This is a genomic window from Zooshikella ganghwensis, assembly GCF_018263875.1.
GTDB classification, from domain to species: domain Bacteria; phylum Pseudomonadota; class Gammaproteobacteria; order Pseudomonadales; family Zooshikellaceae; genus Zooshikella; species Zooshikella ganghwensis.
Genome location: NZ_JAEVHG010000010.1, coordinates 22,985 through 39,222 on the forward strand (window position 1 = coordinate 22,985; position 16,238 = coordinate 39,222).

At 41.0% G+C, this 16,238-nt stretch carries 13 protein-coding genes; all 13 read right to left on the bottom strand.

Annotated elements, in window-relative coordinates; genetic code table 11:
• Positions 1 to 308: 308 nt before the first annotated feature.
• A complete protein-coding gene (locus KHS79_RS14525; RefSeq protein ID WP_212719927.1) occupies positions 309 to 860 on the bottom strand; it encodes a GNAT family N-acetyltransferase in 552 nt (183 codons plus the stop codon).
• Positions 861 to 913: 53 nt separating this feature from the next.
• On the bottom strand, positions 914 to 1,162 hold the full coding sequence (locus KHS79_RS14530; RefSeq protein ID WP_212719928.1) for a PAAR domain-containing protein: 249 nt from the start codon (positions 1,160 to 1,162) through the stop codon (positions 914 to 916).
• Between the two features lie 76 nt (positions 1,163 to 1,238).
• A complete protein-coding gene (locus KHS79_RS14535) occupies positions 1,239 to 1,823 on the bottom strand; it encodes a hypothetical protein (protein WP_212719929.1) in 585 nt (194 codons plus the stop codon).
• A gap of 83 nt (positions 1,824 to 1,906) precedes the next feature.
• A complete protein-coding gene (locus tag KHS79_RS14540) occupies positions 1,907 to 3,460 on the bottom strand; it encodes a bifunctional GNAT family N-acetyltransferase/carbon-nitrogen hydrolase family protein (protein ID WP_212719930.1) in 1,554 nt (517 codons plus the stop codon).
• A 149-nt stretch (positions 3,461 to 3,609) separates the two neighbouring features.
• On the bottom strand, positions 3,610 to 5,148 hold the full coding sequence (gene hutH, locus KHS79_RS14545) for a histidine ammonia-lyase (RefSeq protein ID WP_212719932.1): 1,539 nt from the start codon (positions 5,146 to 5,148) through the stop codon (positions 3,610 to 3,612).
• 152 nt (positions 5,149 to 5,300) lie between these two features.
• The gene (gene hutU / locus KHS79_RS14550; RefSeq protein ID WP_212719933.1) at positions 5,301 to 6,968 is read right to left on the bottom strand and encodes a urocanate hydratase; all 1,668 of its coding nucleotides are present in this window, start codon (positions 6,966 to 6,968) and stop codon (positions 5,301 to 5,303) included.
• A 60-nt stretch (positions 6,969 to 7,028) separates the two neighbouring features.
• Positions 7,029 to 8,099 (bottom strand): formimidoylglutamase, encoded by a 1,071-nt coding sequence (hutG, locus tag KHS79_RS14555; protein WP_212719935.1) that lies wholly within the window; start codon positions 8,097 to 8,099, stop codon positions 7,029 to 7,031.
• 76 nt (positions 8,100 to 8,175) lie between these two features.
• On the bottom strand, positions 8,176 to 9,414 hold the full coding sequence (gene hutI / locus KHS79_RS14560) for an imidazolonepropionase (protein ID WP_212719936.1): 1,239 nt from the start codon (positions 9,412 to 9,414) through the stop codon (positions 8,176 to 8,178).
• 386 nt (positions 9,415 to 9,800) lie between these two features.
• Complete coding sequence (locus KHS79_RS14565) at positions 9,801 to 10,454, bottom strand: hypothetical protein (RefSeq protein WP_027709092.1); 654 nt, start codon at positions 10,452 to 10,454, stop codon at positions 9,801 to 9,803.
• A 432-nt stretch (positions 10,455 to 10,886) separates the two neighbouring features.
• The gene (locus tag KHS79_RS14570; RefSeq protein WP_027709093.1) at positions 10,887 to 11,228 is read right to left on the bottom strand and encodes a low molecular weight protein tyrosine phosphatase family protein; all 342 of its coding nucleotides are present in this window, start codon (positions 11,226 to 11,228) and stop codon (positions 10,887 to 10,889) included.
• Between the two features lie 340 nt (positions 11,229 to 11,568).
• Positions 11,569 to 12,432, bottom strand: a complete 864-nt coding sequence (xdhC, locus tag KHS79_RS14575) for a xanthine dehydrogenase accessory protein XdhC (protein ID WP_212719937.1) — start codon at positions 12,430 to 12,432, stop codon at positions 11,569 to 11,571.
• Entirely contained in the window at positions 12,429 to 14,783 is a 2,355-nt protein-coding gene (xdhB, locus tag KHS79_RS14580) for a xanthine dehydrogenase molybdopterin binding subunit (protein WP_212719938.1), read from the bottom strand. Before xdhB ends, xdhC begins: the two co-directional genes overlap by 4 nt.
• Positions 14,776 to 16,230, bottom strand: coding sequence for a xanthine dehydrogenase small subunit (gene xdhA / locus KHS79_RS14585; RefSeq protein WP_212719939.1), 1,455 nt, complete (start codon positions 16,228 to 16,230; stop codon positions 14,776 to 14,778). Before xdhA ends, xdhB begins: the two co-directional genes overlap by 8 nt.
• Positions 16,231 to 16,238 lie beyond the last annotated feature (8 nt).

Consider the following 16,238-nt stretch of genomic DNA (forward strand, 5'->3'; position numbering starts at 1 on the left):
CACCTTGTTCCTGAAAAATTTGATACGTTATTTCCCAAATCACAACAAGTAAAGTGTGGTGGAAATAAAACGCAATGGTCATTCGACCAACAGCGATAATTATACTAGAAGGCGGATTATAACCATGAAGCTGGAATGGACAAAAGATTTGAAGAGTTTTTTGTATCGAAGGTAGCATTATTGATTAAAAATCAATCACTCATAATATCTGACTGTAGATAATCAACTACGTTTACAAGACTAAACTGTACTCTAGTACGTCGACTTTAGCTGTAAGTGCTAGCTCAAATACCAATCATAAGATTTTTTTAAAAGTTAATCGCGTAAAGCCTCATTTTCTTGTCATAAGAAAATTCATTAGAGCCATCACTATATACTTCATCAGACTTACAATTTTCACCAAGCTCCTCAATGTACTCCAAACCCAGTTTAGTGAGCAAGCGAATACATTGCACATTATCAGGTGTTGTGATAGCAACAACTCGCTTTAATTTCAATATTTGTTTTGCATATTTCAGTACAGCACATGCTGATTCATAAGCATAACCGTACCCACAATACTCTGGTAAAAAACCGTATCCTATATCAATATCATCTAAGATATCTCGTTTAATTAAGCCGCATATGCCCAGAGGTGTCTGCTCATCTTTTGACTCTACAAGATACAGTCCAACGCCCTCCTGCGCATACATTCTTATTGGTCCATCGATAAGGTAGGCTTTTGCATCATTAGTGGATCTAATGTTTTTATCGCCGACAAAAATTAAAAATGGTTTAGTATTATATAGTTTGAAAATAAAATCTGAATCTTTTTCTGTTAAATATCTAATAACTAATCTTTCTGTTTCAAAAATGATCATTAATTCCTCAACTAATAATCAATTACCCATAATACACAAGCCATTTAGCTCATTTAGCCTGTGACGATCTTGCTGCTACCAGGACCAATTATAATCTTCCCATTACTCACCTGACTACCCACAGTTGCAACGGGTCGCCCATCCACTAGCACAGTTGTACTACCAGAAATAATTACACTGCCATCACTTAGTTTATCACCGACCCTAGCCACTGGTAGTCCTTGATCTTTCATGAATGTACTTCCTTCAATAATCATATTCCCTTTACTGTCTTTGTCTCCTACTCTGGCAACCTTAAGCATGATACCACCACTTTTTTATATAAAGTTATAGCGCTCCTTGTTTTTAACTTACATCACTTCGTATTATAAAATTACATTATTCTTGCAGTTTCAAGTTTTTGATAATAGCTAGTCCTTCTTCGAAAACTTCCCCTTCTAGTTCATTCGAAAGATAAGTCACTGAAGCAATGATTGAATCACCTATCGCGAGAACACCACTTGTCACATGTTTGTACTCCCCGGGAGGAGGCTGTTTATCGATCCATACTTTATCTGTAAAAGACGCATAACCACCTCTCGTAAAGATGTTCTGAATTTTATTTATACTGATCTTACCTTGTACAGAATTAGGTACATATTGCATAGATGTTTTATTAATCAAAGCAACCAGCTTTTCATCACTCATATTGAGAGGAACACCACCTTTAGAGCCAATCAACGTCACTAAAATTTTATAATCATCTTTAACAAGATTAATATTTTTTGCGGGTAACTCAGGTGGTGACATCATTCTAATTAATTGCCAGCCACTTGGTAACATAATGATCACTGAACGGCTATCATCCAATTTAACACTTTCACTAGAAAGTGTCACACCTGAGTAAAAAGTAGAAATAAAAAATAGAAGAAAGACTAACAGATCACTAAATATAAATTTATACAATGATGCTATACTTTTCATTATCAGGCTCGTTTATTTCGATTATGTGATAGAAAAAGCATAGCCTAACTACCTTAATAATTACCAAACAAACTCATCTTTTTTTATTCACCCAACCAGTCAATTCGGTATAAATCACGCCGTCGATCCAGAAAATTACGGACTGAACCTTCATTCTGTAAAACCTGTAATTTCTTTAAATCGACATCCACAATCAGTGTCATTTCAGTATTAGGTGTTGTTTCAGCCATAATCGCATCATGAGGAAAAGCAAAGTCTGATGGGGAGAATACAGCTGTATGGCCATATTGAATATCAACACTATCCACTTTGGGTAAATTACCAATGCTTCCAGCAATGGCTACATAACATTCATTTTCGATAGCACGTGCCTGAGCACAACGACGAACACGCAGATATCCATTTTTAGTATCCGTCCAAAAAGGCACGAGTAAAATCTGCATATCTTGATCTGCCAACAAACGTGCTAACTCAGGAAATTCAACATCATAGCAAATCAAAACACCGACTCGTCCAAAGTCAGTATCAAATAAATGAAGATCATTACCTCCTTGCATGATCCAGTCTTTCTTTTCATGAGGCGTAGGATGCAGTTTATATTGCGCTTCATAGGTTCCATCACGTTTACACATATAAGCAACATTATAAAGCTCATCATCTTCAATTAACGGCATGGAACCAGCAATAATATTGATATTATAACTTACTGCCAATTTAGACATTTCTTCCCGAATTTGATCAGTAAACTCAGCCAAAAAACGAATAGCTTCTACTGAGTTTTTATGATGTTGTAACCCCATGAGTGGCGCGTGAAAAAACTCAGGAAACAATGCAACGTCACAACGATAGTCTGATAATGCATCAATAAAGTATTCTGCTTGTTGGAGTAAATCTTCAACACTATGCAGCTCACGCATTTGCCATTGTACACAACCTATCCGCGCCGTATTCTTTTTAGCCCCAAATAATTTACGACGTCTTGGATTATAGTAAATATTGAACCACTCAAGCAGTGTTGCAAAACCTTTGGAGTCTTCATCTTCAGGCAAATAGTCTGTAAGAACTCTTTTCACTTCAAAGTCATTTGACAATTGAAATGTTAAAATTGGGTCATATATTTCTTTCCGCTTAACCGCTTCAATGTACTCTTGTGGTGATAAATCTTTACCATGCTTTCTATAATGAGGAATTCGCCCACCAGCAATAATGGCCCGAAGATTCAAACTTCGACAAAGTTCTTTTCTTGCTTCATATAACCTACGGCCTAATCGCATATCTCTGTACTCAGGATCGACAAATACATCAACACCATAAAGCACATCCCCATTAGGATCATGGGTTGTTAAATAAGCATTACCTGTTATTTCATCATACGTATGCTCATCACCAAATTGGTCATAATCTACAATCACTGAAAAAGCCGCCGCAACAACAACACCATTATCATCAATACAGATTTGTCCCTCGGGAAAAGTTTTTAGCATGGTTCGATACTTCGATTTTGGCCACCCTCCCCCCATTTGAAGATACACTCGATCCATAATATTTTTTATATCATCGTAGTCTTCTAGCTTTAAGTTTCTTAGCTGCAAACGGTGGTCAATATTCTCATCACCATTGTTTGTTGAATTACCCATCTCAAACCTCTGCAACCCTGTTATTTATTTTATAGCTAACTTATTAATAAAAATTATAGTCGTACTTAAATTAATTAAAGCTTATTACAAAAAAGGAGGCGTGAACGCCTCCTTATATAATTACCTACACACTTTGTGTTTTATTAAAGTCACACGCATTTGTTTGCCTGACTAGGTAACAATGGTTGTGTAATCAATGGATACAATACACCTTGCTGAATAAGTTGACTAGCTATTTCAATATCAGGAGAGAAGTATCTATCTTCTTCATAAAACTTCACTTTTTCTCGTAATATATTATATGCCTGCTGTAATGGCTCAGAAGTTAATAATGGCTTCCTAAAGTCTAACCCCTGTACAACACCTAACCACTCAATCGCAATAATACCCGCTGTATTTGCCGCCATAGTTTTCAACCTGCGTGCAGCATAGGTTGCCATTGAAACATGGTCTTCCTGATTGGCAGAGGTCGGTAAACTATCAACACTAGAAGGATGAGCCAGGCTCTTATTCTCACTGGCTAGTGCCGCTGCCGTTACTTGCGCAATCATAAACCCTGAGTTCACACCACTATTAGCGACCAAAAAAGGTGGTAACTGACTCATATGTTTATCGACCAGCAGTGCAATACGACGTTCAGACAAAGCCCCCACCTCTGCAATGGCTAATGCTAAATTATCGGCTGCCATAGCAATAGGTTCTGCATGGAAATTCCCACCTGAAACAATATCGTCTGCAAATACCAAAGGATTGTCAGACACCGCATTCGCTTCTGTAATAATGATTTCTGCGGCATGACGCATCTGTTGTAAACAGGCTCCCATCACTTGAGGCTGACAACGCAGCGAATAAGGATCTTGCACACGATCACAATTGACATGAGAGGCTTCTATTTGGCTTTTATCCAATAAGTCTCTAAACATTGATGCCACATCAATTTGTGCCTGATGCCCCCTCACTTGATGTATTTCAGCCATAAATGGTTTACGACTGCCCAAGGTGGCATCCACACACGTTGCACCAGTCACCATTCCTGCAGCAAACACATCTTCTGTAGCAAATAGTCCTGCCAAAGCAAGTGCGGTTGAGGCTTGTGTGCCATTCAATAACGCTAAGCCCTCTTTAGGGGCCAGAGTAAGCGGCTCCATATTGATTTGCTTTAAGGCCACCTTCGCAGGCATCCGCTCTCCGTTATAAAATGCTTCACCCTCACCTATAAGCGTGGCAGCCATATGCGCTAGAGGCGCTAAATCACCTGAAGCACCGACTGAGCCTTGAGCAGGAATTAACGGATAAACTCCAGTATTAAGTAATTGACAAAGTGCTTGAATAACCTCAAGCCGTACTCCAGAAAAGCCTCGGGCTAAACTGTTAATTTTCAGCAGTAACATCAACCGAACAACAGGCTCATCCAGTGGATCACCGATCCCAGCAGCATGAGATAGCACCAAACAATGCTGTAGTTTTTCCAGTTCATCATCAGCAATACGGGTACTCGCCAAAACGCCAAACCCGGTGTTCACACCATACACTGTCCGCCCTTGAGCCAGCACTTGCGCAATTACATCAGCACTGGCTGAAACAGCTGACCATGCCTGATCATCTAAGGAAACCTGGCAAGGGCTTTGCCACACTTGCCTGAGTTGCGCCAATGTTAATTGGCCCGGTTGCAACTTCATATGATCCATACTCGCTTTCTCCGGTCCTTTGCTAACAGGTCGTTGCAATATAATTAGATTTACACAGTTTTCATTAACTATTGCACGACCTTTTTAGTATTGTTTTATATTGCTTAATTCATATATCGCAATTTCGGATATATAAGCACTTGTATTATTTTTTATGCATCCAACATGGGTAAATCCAGCTGCTGCTCTTGGGCACAATTAATAGCAATGTCATAACCGGCATCAGCGTGACGCATAACCCCTGTCGCCGGATCATTACGTAATACACGCTGTAAACGGCGGTCAGCATCCTCAGAACCATCACACACAATGACAAACCCAGCATGTTGACTGAATCCCATACCAACCCCACCACCATGGTGAATGCTGACCCACGTTGCGCCACTGGCAGTATTTAGCATGGCATTTAATAGTGGCCAGTCGGATACGGCATCTGAACCATCCATCATACCTTCAGTTTCTCTATTAGGACTAGCGACAGAGCCTGAGTCCAGGTGATCACGGCCAATGACAACAGGCGCGCTTAACTCACCGCGACGAACCATCTCATTAAATGCCAGTCCCAGTCTGGCTCTATCTTTTAACCCAACCCAGCAAATACGTGCAGGTAAACCCTGAAATTGGATACGCTCTCGGGCCATGTCTAGCCAATTGTGTAAATGAGGGTTATCGGGAATGAGTGCTTTGACTTTGGCATCGGTTTTATAAATATCGTCAGGATTACCAGAAAGTGCTGCCCAGCGGAAAGGCCCTATACCCTCACAAAACAGGGGTCTGATATAAGCAGGTACAAAACCAGGAAAATCAAACGCATTGGTAACCCCTTCTTCAAGAGCCATCTGCCGAATATTGTTGCCATAATCAAAGGTTTTGGCACCACGGCTTTGCAATGTCAGCATGGCCTGAACCTGCTCAGCCATCGATACTTTAGCTGCTTTAATAACTGCCTGAGGATCACGCTCACGCATCTCGTCAGCATGCGTCAAAGTCCAGCCTTTTGGCAGGTAGCCATTCAGTGGATCATGTGCACTGGTTTGGTCCGTAACTAAGTCAGGTAGCACATTGCGCTCAACCAGGGCAGGAAATACATCTGCTGCATTTCCCAATAAACCGACTGATACCGCTTTACCCTGTGCACAATGCTGTTCAATAAGCGCTAAAGCCTCATCCAAGCTGTATACTTTGTGGTCCAAATAACGGGTTTCCAGGCGTTTATCGATCCGGCTTTCATCGCACTCTACTGCTAAACAGCTTGCTCCAGCCATTGTTGCGGCCAGTGGCTGAGCGCCCCCCATTCCCCCAAGGCCTGCGGTCAGTATCCAACGCCCCGATAAATCACCTTTAAAATGCTGTTTGCCCGCAGCGACAAAGGTTTCATACGTGCCTTGTACAATGCCTTGCGAACCGATGTAGATCCATGAACCCGCCGTCATCTGGCCATACATCATTAAGCCCAGCTTATCGAGCGCATTAAAATGATCCCAGTTTGCCCAGTGTGGCACTAAGTTCGAGTTGGCAATCAACACGCGCGGTGCATCTGCATGGGTTTTAAAAACACCAACTGGTTTACCTGATTGCACTAATAAGGTTTCGTCACCTTCAAGCCGCTGTAGTACTTCAACAATCTTGTCGTAACAAGGCCAGTCCCTAGCAGCACGACCAATGCCACCATACACCACCAACTCCTGGGGTTTCTCTGCAACCTCGGGGTCTAAATTATTCATCAACATGCGCAATGGGGCTTCCGTCAGCCAGCTTTTCGTATGTAACTCAGTGCCTCGATAAGCACGAATCTTACGGCTTGAATCATGACGCTTCATGTTGGCTCTCCTCGCTTACATCCTAACTAATTGGATTTTTTATGAGTTATTTCTAACGATTTATTGCAGTAAATTAGCCACTAATCGAGCAGCCACTTTGGCGCTTATTTGGTCTCGGTCATAGGTAGGGTTTAACTCTGCAACATCGGCCAGCATCAACTTATGGCTATAGTGCTGACGTAAATGACTAATAATGTGCTCAACCACCCAGGGGTGAACGCCCATAGCAGCTGGTGCACTAACCCCAGGAACAAGTGCGGCAGGAAACACATCCATATCAATGGTCAGGTATAACCAGTCGATCTCTGCCACAAAGGCATCAATCCAGCTAAGCGTTTCAGGCAGTTGCCCCTCGGAAAGTTGAGTGTCGAACCGATACTGAACCTGCCATTGATCCGCTCGCTGGAATAACGCCTGGGTATTACTCCAGCGGCTAATGCCCAGACAGCCATAATGAAAAGGCCATTTATGCGCTTCACACCACTGTGCCACTTGATAAAAAGGCGTACCCGATGAAGGTCCATTGGAACCGGGTTTTCGAATATCAAAGTGCGGGTCTACATTAAGAATGCCAATTCGGGGGAGCTGTGGTTGGCATAGTGCCCACTGGGCCAAGCCCAAAAAGCTACCAAAGCTCACTTCATGCCCCCCGCCCAGCACCATCGGCTTGGCACCCGCTTGAAAAATACCTGTAATGGCATCAGCCAAGGTTTGCTGCGCTTGGGTAAGATCAGCTTGAAGTAAACGATCCTCTTCAGCACAAATCACATCACCTCCATCCCAAATTGCAGCTTTAGACAATGTGTGAGTACCCGCTTGTATTGTTTGATCCTGAATATTCAGCATTTCACTGTGGGCAATGATTTCATCATGCCAAGGTAAGTTAGCGAGTGCTTTACGAATAGCCTCCGGTCCCCCAGCAGCACCAACACGCCCTTGGTTACGACGCACACCCTCTTCACAGACAAAGCCCAATAAGACTGTGCCTTGAGTAGGCCAATCAGGCTTGGATAAACATTGCACTTGTTGATGCCAGCGATAGCCTGCTGTTCCTTCTTCAGTATCTTCTCGGCCTTGCCAAATAGTTGCTGGCGTGGGTTTCCAGCATTTCAATGCTATTTTTGATTCCATGCTCCCCTCTACCTATCTTTATTGCCTTACTTATTTTTTGCTACCTTCCAAGGTCATCTCCTCTTTGTGAAGGTTTTTAAGCCGACACCACCTGCCCTCCTAAAACACGAGAACGTAATGAGTGAGTACCGACCATATAGGCAAGCTCTGCAGGATGATCTATATCCCAGCAACAAAAATCCGCTTTCATTCCTACCTTAATCATCCCGCACTCATCGGCGATCCCCAACGCCTGGGCTGCATGACGTGTAACACCCGCCAGTGCTTCAGCTGGTGTTAGCCGAAAAAACGTGCAGGCCATGTTTAACATGAGCTGCAATGAAGCTAGTGGGGATGTTCCAGGGTTAAAATCCGTCGCAAGTGCTATAGGGACTTGATACTGACGCAATAGCTCAATAGGGGGTAATTGCTTTTCACGCAAAAAATAAAAGGCACCAGGTAATAACACAGCGACTGTTCCTGCAGCTTGCATGGCTTTTACACCACCCTCATCCAAATATTCGAGATGGTCTGCCGATAAAGCCCCTAGAGACGCAGCCATAGCAGCACCTTGCTGATTGGAAAGCTGTTCCGCATGGATTTTGACGGATAAACCAAGTTGCTCAGCCGTTAATAAAACACGCTGGCTTTGTGCTTTTGAAAACCCAACCGTTTCACAAAAAACATCGACTGCATCCACTAAGCCTTGGTTAACCGCTGCGGGGAGGATGGTGTGACAAACAAAATCAATGTATGCATCTGCATCGTGTTGATATTCAGGAGGGAGTGCATGTGCTGCTAACAAAGTAGTCTTAACACGGACTGGAAGCGTTCTTGCTAATTGGCGTGCCACCCGCAGTTGTTTCAACTCATCGGCTAGAGTCAGTCCGTAGCCAGATTTGATTTCAATCGTCGTGACCCCTTCACTAAGCCATGACTGCAGTCGCTGCTTGGCAAGCTCATACAATTCTGCCTCGCATAATTCACGGGTCGCTCTAACCGTTGCCTGGATACCACCACCTTGCTGTGCAATGGTTTGATAATCAACACCTTGTAAACGTTGTTCAAACTCATTCGCTCGATTGCCTGCAAAGACAAGGTGAGTATGCGGGTCAATGAGTCCAGGGGTAACCCATTGTTGGTGTAAGTCGGTACAGGAAACAGATGAGTTTAACTCAACCGCTTCAGACATCGGCACAAGCGCATGGATAAAGCCTGCCTTAGTGCCTAAGGCATAGTTTTCAAGGTACCCATATTCCCTATCAACCGCTGGGTCCATGCTAGCAATACGTGCATTAAGCCAAATGTGATCACATACCCTCAGGTTATCATGCATAGCCTGTTACTCGCTCAGGATAAAATGGTTTCTTATATTTATAGAACACCAGTTACATTAATGGCGCCATCAATTGTATATACAATTAAAAGTAAGCGGCCAAAATGTCAACCTTTAAAGCGATATTTGTATATACATTTAGCATTTTATAACAAAGTAGTGAAATTAGTTACCTGACTACACAAAGCCAGCCCAATGCCTGCTGAACACGCCGTGAATCCGTCCCTGGAGGCTCGACTGCCGCATCCATGCGGCAAACAGTTCTGCAGCCATCAGCCAGACTTTGCTAAAGCAGCACCTATTTAGAATACAATCTAGACGTTGAAAAAATGTAAGAGCAGTCCTGTGAAAAGGATTTTAGAGGGGACAAAATAAAAACCAAAAAATTATTCTTGGATAGATATATCTCTTCCAATATTTGAGATATAAAAGCCTGGCGTTGTATCCATGCTGCCTTTCGCTTTAGGGATCTGACCTAAAGCAAACATATAAATATCCCCACCATATGCTCTAAAATATACCTCATCAAACATTGAACCATCCTGTTTACAAAGCAACTGTTTTTTTTGCTTTTCACACTGAACAAAAGTTTGTCTACTCTTATACTTTAAAATAAATCTATCTAAATCATAGCTCAGTGTATTCTCCTTACTGTTTTGCAAATACATAAACCTTTTCACTTGTTGGTCCGCCCTCTTATCACCTGCAACAAATTGAAAAGCAGAAAAATAAGTCTTTCCATCTTTGACATCAAAATAAATGAGCGCATAAACATTATGATATTCTAATGCTTTGCTGAACATCATATTACCGGCATGAATTTCGCTGACATAATGGCTTGCTTGAGCTATTTTGGGCATATCCCCATATTTGAAACTTTTGAGCTTAGAGCACAAATATTCTATCTGCCTAGTACATTTACTTAAAACAAGCGTATTGATATAAAAATCAATTTTTTGTTCATCTGACATTTCTTCTGAGGCAGTGGTATTCTGAGCAGTGATAACCAACCACAACACGAGTAAATAGTACTTATTCATAAATCCCACTCAAAGACTATCAAAACTCACTAATCTTTTCTGCTTTCTATGCAAGGAGTAAAAGCATAGCAACCACTAGGGCCTGTTAACACAATTTGAATATCACTGTTATGATGGTAAAAGCACTCATCTAGGCGCGAAGCGTGAAGTTTAGTGGTTCTAAATGAACAATGAGCAATAACGAGTAGTGTTTTTACCGTCATCCCCCTTCGGGCCGTGATTATTTTTCCACCTAGCGGCGTTACAAGTCATTTATGTAGAATGACTACACGATATTCCTTGTGCCTTGCTAGGTGAAAAAATAGTCTACGGCAGTGGTGATTCAAATAGAGTTAACAGGCCTTAAGAGAGTATAGGCCACAGCATCGAAACACACGGATAGTCTCAGCAGACGGACCCACTAGAAAAGATTTACAGGGTGCTAAAATGGAATTATGTATCCTTGCTTAACAAGTGATTCACTCTGTCCTCTAGCTCAAGGATCAGCTCAGGATCCATATAGTGATACTCATCAGGAATATCAAGCACATAAACAGGCTTATATTCTAGTAATCGGCCAAAGGCAGCTTGAAGTCTATTTTTATGCTTTTTCTCCATCACAAAAATAACATCCGCCCAGCGGATATCCGCTGGGTTAACAGTTCTCCTAGCGCGTGGACTAGTGCCAGCCGATCTGACATAAAACCTTGGATCGTTTTTCCATACAGTTTCAGCGGTAGGACTTCGCCATTGATTACGACTACAAATAAACAATAAGTTAACGGGCTTAGTCATTGATCAACAGTTCTTTATCAAGCAATTGTCGACAACTCAAACGAGGATACGGAAACCCTAACTGTTTTGCTCGAGAAAGTTTTTCTGAACGAAGATATACCATTTTCCAGTTTTTCTCAGGTTTCCATAGGTCTTTAGAACCCATTCCCTTGTTGTGGTTTACGTGATTTTTGAACCTTCTCCAGGCTCTATCTCGAGTATGAAACATTTTTAATCCTCTTACGTTTATCGGGTTCAGCAGCCGCGATAATACGGAGAGGAAGATTCGTAAATGGATACCCAACTACGAGCCATAAATGTCAAGCGAAAATTATACTGTTTTTTTATATAGACTCAACCTTTAGTTTGAGTTGGTTTCACTAAGGGAGTTTTGCCCGCTTTCCCTGTATAGATGTTTAAGTTCTTGCCAACTCACACTTTTTTGTTCTAACTGTTTTTTTTGATAATGATTGATAATTTCTCCCGCGATAGAAACTGCAACTTCCATAGGTCGTTTACCGGGCACTTCACACAAACCTATTGGGCATTGAATACGACTAATAACTTCTTCGCTAAAGTTTTTATACTTTAGCCTTTGTTGAAAACGCCTCCACTTATTTTTTGAGCCAATTAAACCTAAATAGCTGAAATCACTCTTCTTTAAAACTGCTTCACAAATTAAAAAGTCTAGTTGGTGATTATGCGTCATTATCAAGTAATAACTATTAACAGGCATTTCACTCACAGCTGCCTCAGGCTGATCAATATTAATTAGCGTCACATTGCTTGGAATATAAACTGGAAACTCATTTTCTCTACTATCCACCCAATGAACTTTACAAGGCAGTTCACTCAAAATTGAAACTAATGCCTTTCCTACATGGCCCGCCCCAAACAACATGACATAGACATAACTTCCAGTAAATTTCTCAAACAGAACAGCAGTACTTCCTCCACAGCATTGACCAAGTGAAGGCCCTAAAGGAAAGTAACCTATATGCTGATGAACAGTCGAGTCCGCTAATATTTTACGAGCCAATGCAATCACTTGGTACTCTAGATTGCCGCCACCTATTGAGTCAAAGAAATCATCTTGTGTTATCACCATCTTTGTACCCGCATTACGAGGAGTGGATCCTTTGGTAGCAAGTAACGTAACCAGAACAAAATCTTTGTCCACTCTATTGAGTTGAGAAATAGCATCTATCCAGCTTGCAACCATCATAAACCTACTTCACTTGCGGTACATTGTTGCTCGATTGCCTGTAAAACCCTTTCTGGAGTAGCAGGTGTATCAAGCCTAGGGCTAATAGAATAGTTAGCAAGGCTGGAAATAGCATCACGAATAGCAGTCCAAACAGAAATAGCGAGCATTAAAGGCGGTTCTCCCACCGCCTTTGAATGATAAATAGTATTTTCAGGATTCGGAACGTCAGCAAATAATTGGACTCTAAAGTCAATAGGCATGTCGCCTACTGTAGGAATTTTATAAGTGGCAGGACCTGTCGTTAGTAATTGTCCTTGATCATTCCATACTAATTCTTCAGAGGTTAACCAGCCCATACCTTGCACAAACCCACCTTCAATCTGACCAATATCAATCGCTGGATTTATACTCCTACCCACATCGTGTAAAATATCCACTCTAAGTACTTTATATTCACCTGTTAAGCAATCAACAATAACTTCTGAAACTGCAGCTCCATTTGCAAAATAAAAGAAAGGGCGGCCTGCTGATTTTTCACGATCATAATAAATTTTTGGTGTGCGATAATAACCGGTTGCTGAAAGAGAAACTCGGTTAACGTACGCAAGCTGTATTAGCTCAGCAAAAAGAATTAATCTCGAGCCAACTTTCAGGTAATTATCAACAAATTCAATTTCATTTTTATTGACAGAAAAGTATTGATAGGCAAATTCTATCAACCTTTTTTTAATAATTTTTGCTGCATTTTGTGCCGCTTTACCATTAAGATCAGTACCTGAAGAGGCAGCTGTAGCAGAGGTGTTAGGTACTTTATCAGTACGTGTGGCTGAGATATATACATTACTGCTATCAACTTTAAACTCTTCAGCCACAATTTGAGCAACTTTAGTAAGTAGCCCCTGTCCCATCTCAGTACCACCATGATTTAAGTGAATACTTCCATCAGTATAAATATGAATTAATGCTCCTGCTTGATTTAAATGTTTAACATTAAATGATATACCAAATTTAACTGGCGTCAGTGATAATCCTTTTTTCAAAATTTTATTTTCGACATTAAACTTACGTAGTTGTATCCGCCGCCATTGATAATCAGAACTTTGTTCAAGCTGATTTATGAGTGTCGGTAGAATATTTTGTTCTACAACTTGATAATAAGGTGTAATGTTCCTATGAGTTGACTTACTATCATAAAAATTAATTTTACGTATGACTAGTGGATCTTTTCCCAGATAACGCGCAATATCATCAATTGCCGCCTCCATGGTTATCATACCCTGCGGACTACCAAAGCCTCGAAATGCTGTATTTGAAGCTAAATTTGTTTTACAGCGGTTTCCAACTATCTTAACTTGATCAAGATAATATGCATTATCCACATGAAACATAGCACGATCGACAACGGCATCTGATAAGTCAGGTGAGTAACCACAGTTAGCATTAAGCGTAAATTCAGCACCTAAAATACGACCACTATCATCAAAACCAATACGGTAACTGTTTACAAAGCGATGTCGTTTACCCGTCATCTCCATATCATCATGTCGATTTAAACGAAGTTTGACTGGTTGCCGAGTTACTCTAGCTAACAGTGCGGCTAGACAAGCCCAGGGAGCAGCTTGACTTTCTTTTCCTCCAAAGCCTCCGCCTAATCGGCGAACCTCGACAGTAACAAGACTAAATGGAATATTAAGCACCTCAGCTACTACTTTTTGAATTTCGGAAGGATGCTGACTTGATGAATAAACCAGAACCCCCTCATCTTCTGAGGGAATAGCATAGGCAATCTGGCCTTCTAAATAAAAATGCTCTTGCCCTCCAATGTTTATTTGTCCTGTAATTTGATGAGGGGCATCATTAATAGCTAAAGTGGCATTTCCACGTTGCATAACATGCGAAGGACGAATAAAACTTTTTTGTTCTAAAGCATGCCAAACCTCTAGAATCGGTGGTATTGGCTCATATTCTATTTGTGCTAATTTTACTGCCTGCCATGCCTGTTGATGAGAACATGCAGCCACCGCAAATAAAGGTTGGCCGTAGTACTCAACGATATCTTTTGCTAATAGTTTATCCCCATGAAATACAGGTCCAATATCCAGCTGTCCAGGAACATCTTTTGCCGTTACAACAGCAATGACACCTTCCGCTTTATAGACTGCAGTTAAATCAAGCTTCTTAATTCTTCCATGAGCAATTTGACTTATTCCTACTGCCGCATGTAGCTGATTGCTCATTTCTAGTTGGTCATCAATATAAATCGCTTGCCCTTTAACATGCTTAAATACACTTTCGTGATTTTCAGGCTTACCCACTACACAATCAACAGCTGCTGGCTGTTTGACTTTAATAGCAGGCAGTTTACGCATAGTCTGTTACCCTGGTAAGAAAAGCAGGATCATTTGTTTCAATAAAACATTTCCAAAGCAGATTTTTAGCCACTTTCATCCGGTAGCATGCTGTCGCTCTAACATCAGACAATGGGGAGTAATCATAAACTAACTGTTCTGCTGCAACTGCAACTGTTTCTTTTGACCACGGCTGGTTGCGTAATGCTTCCTCACAGCGTATTGCTCGCATGGGTTTAGCGGCCATACCACCAAAAGCGATATATACATCTTTTACATATTTATTTTGAATTTTTAAATAGAATGCAGCTAATACTGCAGATATATCATCTTCAATACGTTTCGATACTTTATAGACTTTTAACTGATAGCCTGACTCCACCAAAGGTATTTCAACTGATTGTATGAACTCACCTTGCTGTAAATCACTCACCTTATAATCAAGAAAAAAGTCAGCCACAGGAATCTGCCGGCTACCGCATGCTTGCCTCAATGTTAATTGCGCATTTAATACCATTAATACAGGTAACATGTCTCCCACTGGCGAGGCATTAGCAATATTACCTACAACAGTACCTTGATGACGAATCTGTTGTGAGCCAAAACGCTCCAATAATTTAGCAAGTTCAGGATACTGTTTCGACAAAATATGTGAACATTCATGATAAGTAACAGCAGCCCCGATACTTAAAACGTTACCATGTATTTTAATAAATTGAAGCGCCTTGATGGATGCAATATAAATCACAGTATTTATATGATGATTCTGCTTTACCTGTAAAACAAGATCAGTCCCTCCGGCTAGGAGGTTAGCATCAGGATACTCTTCTAATAATGTAGTTAACTGTCTAATAGTTTTAGGTGCAAAAAAATGGTTTTGATCTGAGGTCAAGTGTAATACAGTTTTAGAGTCAATTTCCTTCAGTTTGTTAATGATAAAAAATTCATGCTCAGCATTTATCTCATACATCTTTTGCTTTCCAATATTTGCGGCAGCATCTACAACTGCACGATAACCAGTACATCGACATAAATTACCCACTAACGCTGAACAAATTTGTTTTTTTGAAGGCATATAATAATTTTTGGTAAGCGCATACAAGGTCATGACGATACCTGGTGTACAAAAACCACATTGTGATGCGTTAAAATCAACCATTGCTTGTTGAACTGGATGAAGTTGATTATTGTCTCCCAGGTTCTCAACTGTAATTAACTGCTTACCATGGAGCGTTGCTAAAAGAGTAATACATGCATTCACAGATTTATAATGAAGCTGTTCATTAACCAGTTCGCCGATAACTACTGTACAAGCACCACAATCACCTGAACCACAGCCCTCCTTAGTACCAGAAAGCTTAAGGTAATTTCGCACGTAATCTAACACTGTCATATATGGTGCAATATTGACAACAGAGTGTATTTTACCACCTAATAAAAACTGTATTTTTCCTGAGATATTTTCCATTTTTTATT

Bases quoted from the DNA above. Each gene is read 5' to 3' on its own strand.
- hutH (WP_212719932.1), bottom strand. From the start codon at position 5,148: ATGGATCATATGAAGTTGCAACCGGGCCAATTAACATTGGCGCAACTC.
- hutU (WP_212719933.1), bottom strand. From the start codon at position 6,968: ATGAAGCGTCATGATTCAAGCCGTAAGATTCGTGCTTATCGAGGCACT.
- KHS79_RS14565 (WP_027709092.1), bottom strand. From the start codon at position 10,454: ATGAATAAGTACTATTTACTCGTGTTGTGGTTGGTTATCACTGCTCAG.
- KHS79_RS14570 (WP_027709093.1), bottom strand. From the start codon at position 11,228: ATGACTAAGCCCGTTAACTTATTGTTTATTTGTAGTCGTAATCAATGG.
- KHS79_RS14535 (WP_212719929.1), bottom strand. From the start codon at position 1,823: ATGAAAAGTATAGCATCATTGTATAAATTTATATTTAGTGATCTGTTA.
- xdhA (WP_212719939.1), bottom strand. From the start codon at position 16,230: ATGGAAAATATCTCAGGAAAAATACAGTTTTTATTAGGTGGTAAAATA.
- xdhB (WP_212719938.1), bottom strand. From the start codon at position 14,783: ATGCGTAAACTGCCTGCTATTAAAGTCAAACAGCCAGCAGCTGTTGAT.
- hutG (WP_212719935.1), bottom strand. From the start codon at position 8,099: ATGGAATCAAAAATAGCATTGAAATGCTGGAAACCCACGCCAGCAACT.
- xdhC (WP_212719937.1), bottom strand. From the start codon at position 12,432: ATGATGGTTGCAAGCTGGATAGATGCTATTTCTCAACTCAATAGAGTG.
- KHS79_RS14540 (WP_212719930.1), bottom strand. From the start codon at position 3,460: ATGGGTAATTCAACAAACAATGGTGATGAGAATATTGACCACCGTTTG.
- KHS79_RS14530 (WP_212719928.1), bottom strand. From the start codon at position 1,162: ATGCTTAAGGTTGCCAGAGTAGGAGACAAAGACAGTAAAGGGAATATG.
- hutI (WP_212719936.1), bottom strand. From the start codon at position 9,414: ATGCATGATAACCTGAGGGTATGTGATCACATTTGGCTTAATGCACGT.
- KHS79_RS14525 (WP_212719927.1), bottom strand. From the start codon at position 860: ATGATCATTTTTGAAACAGAAAGATTAGTTATTAGATATTTAACAGAA.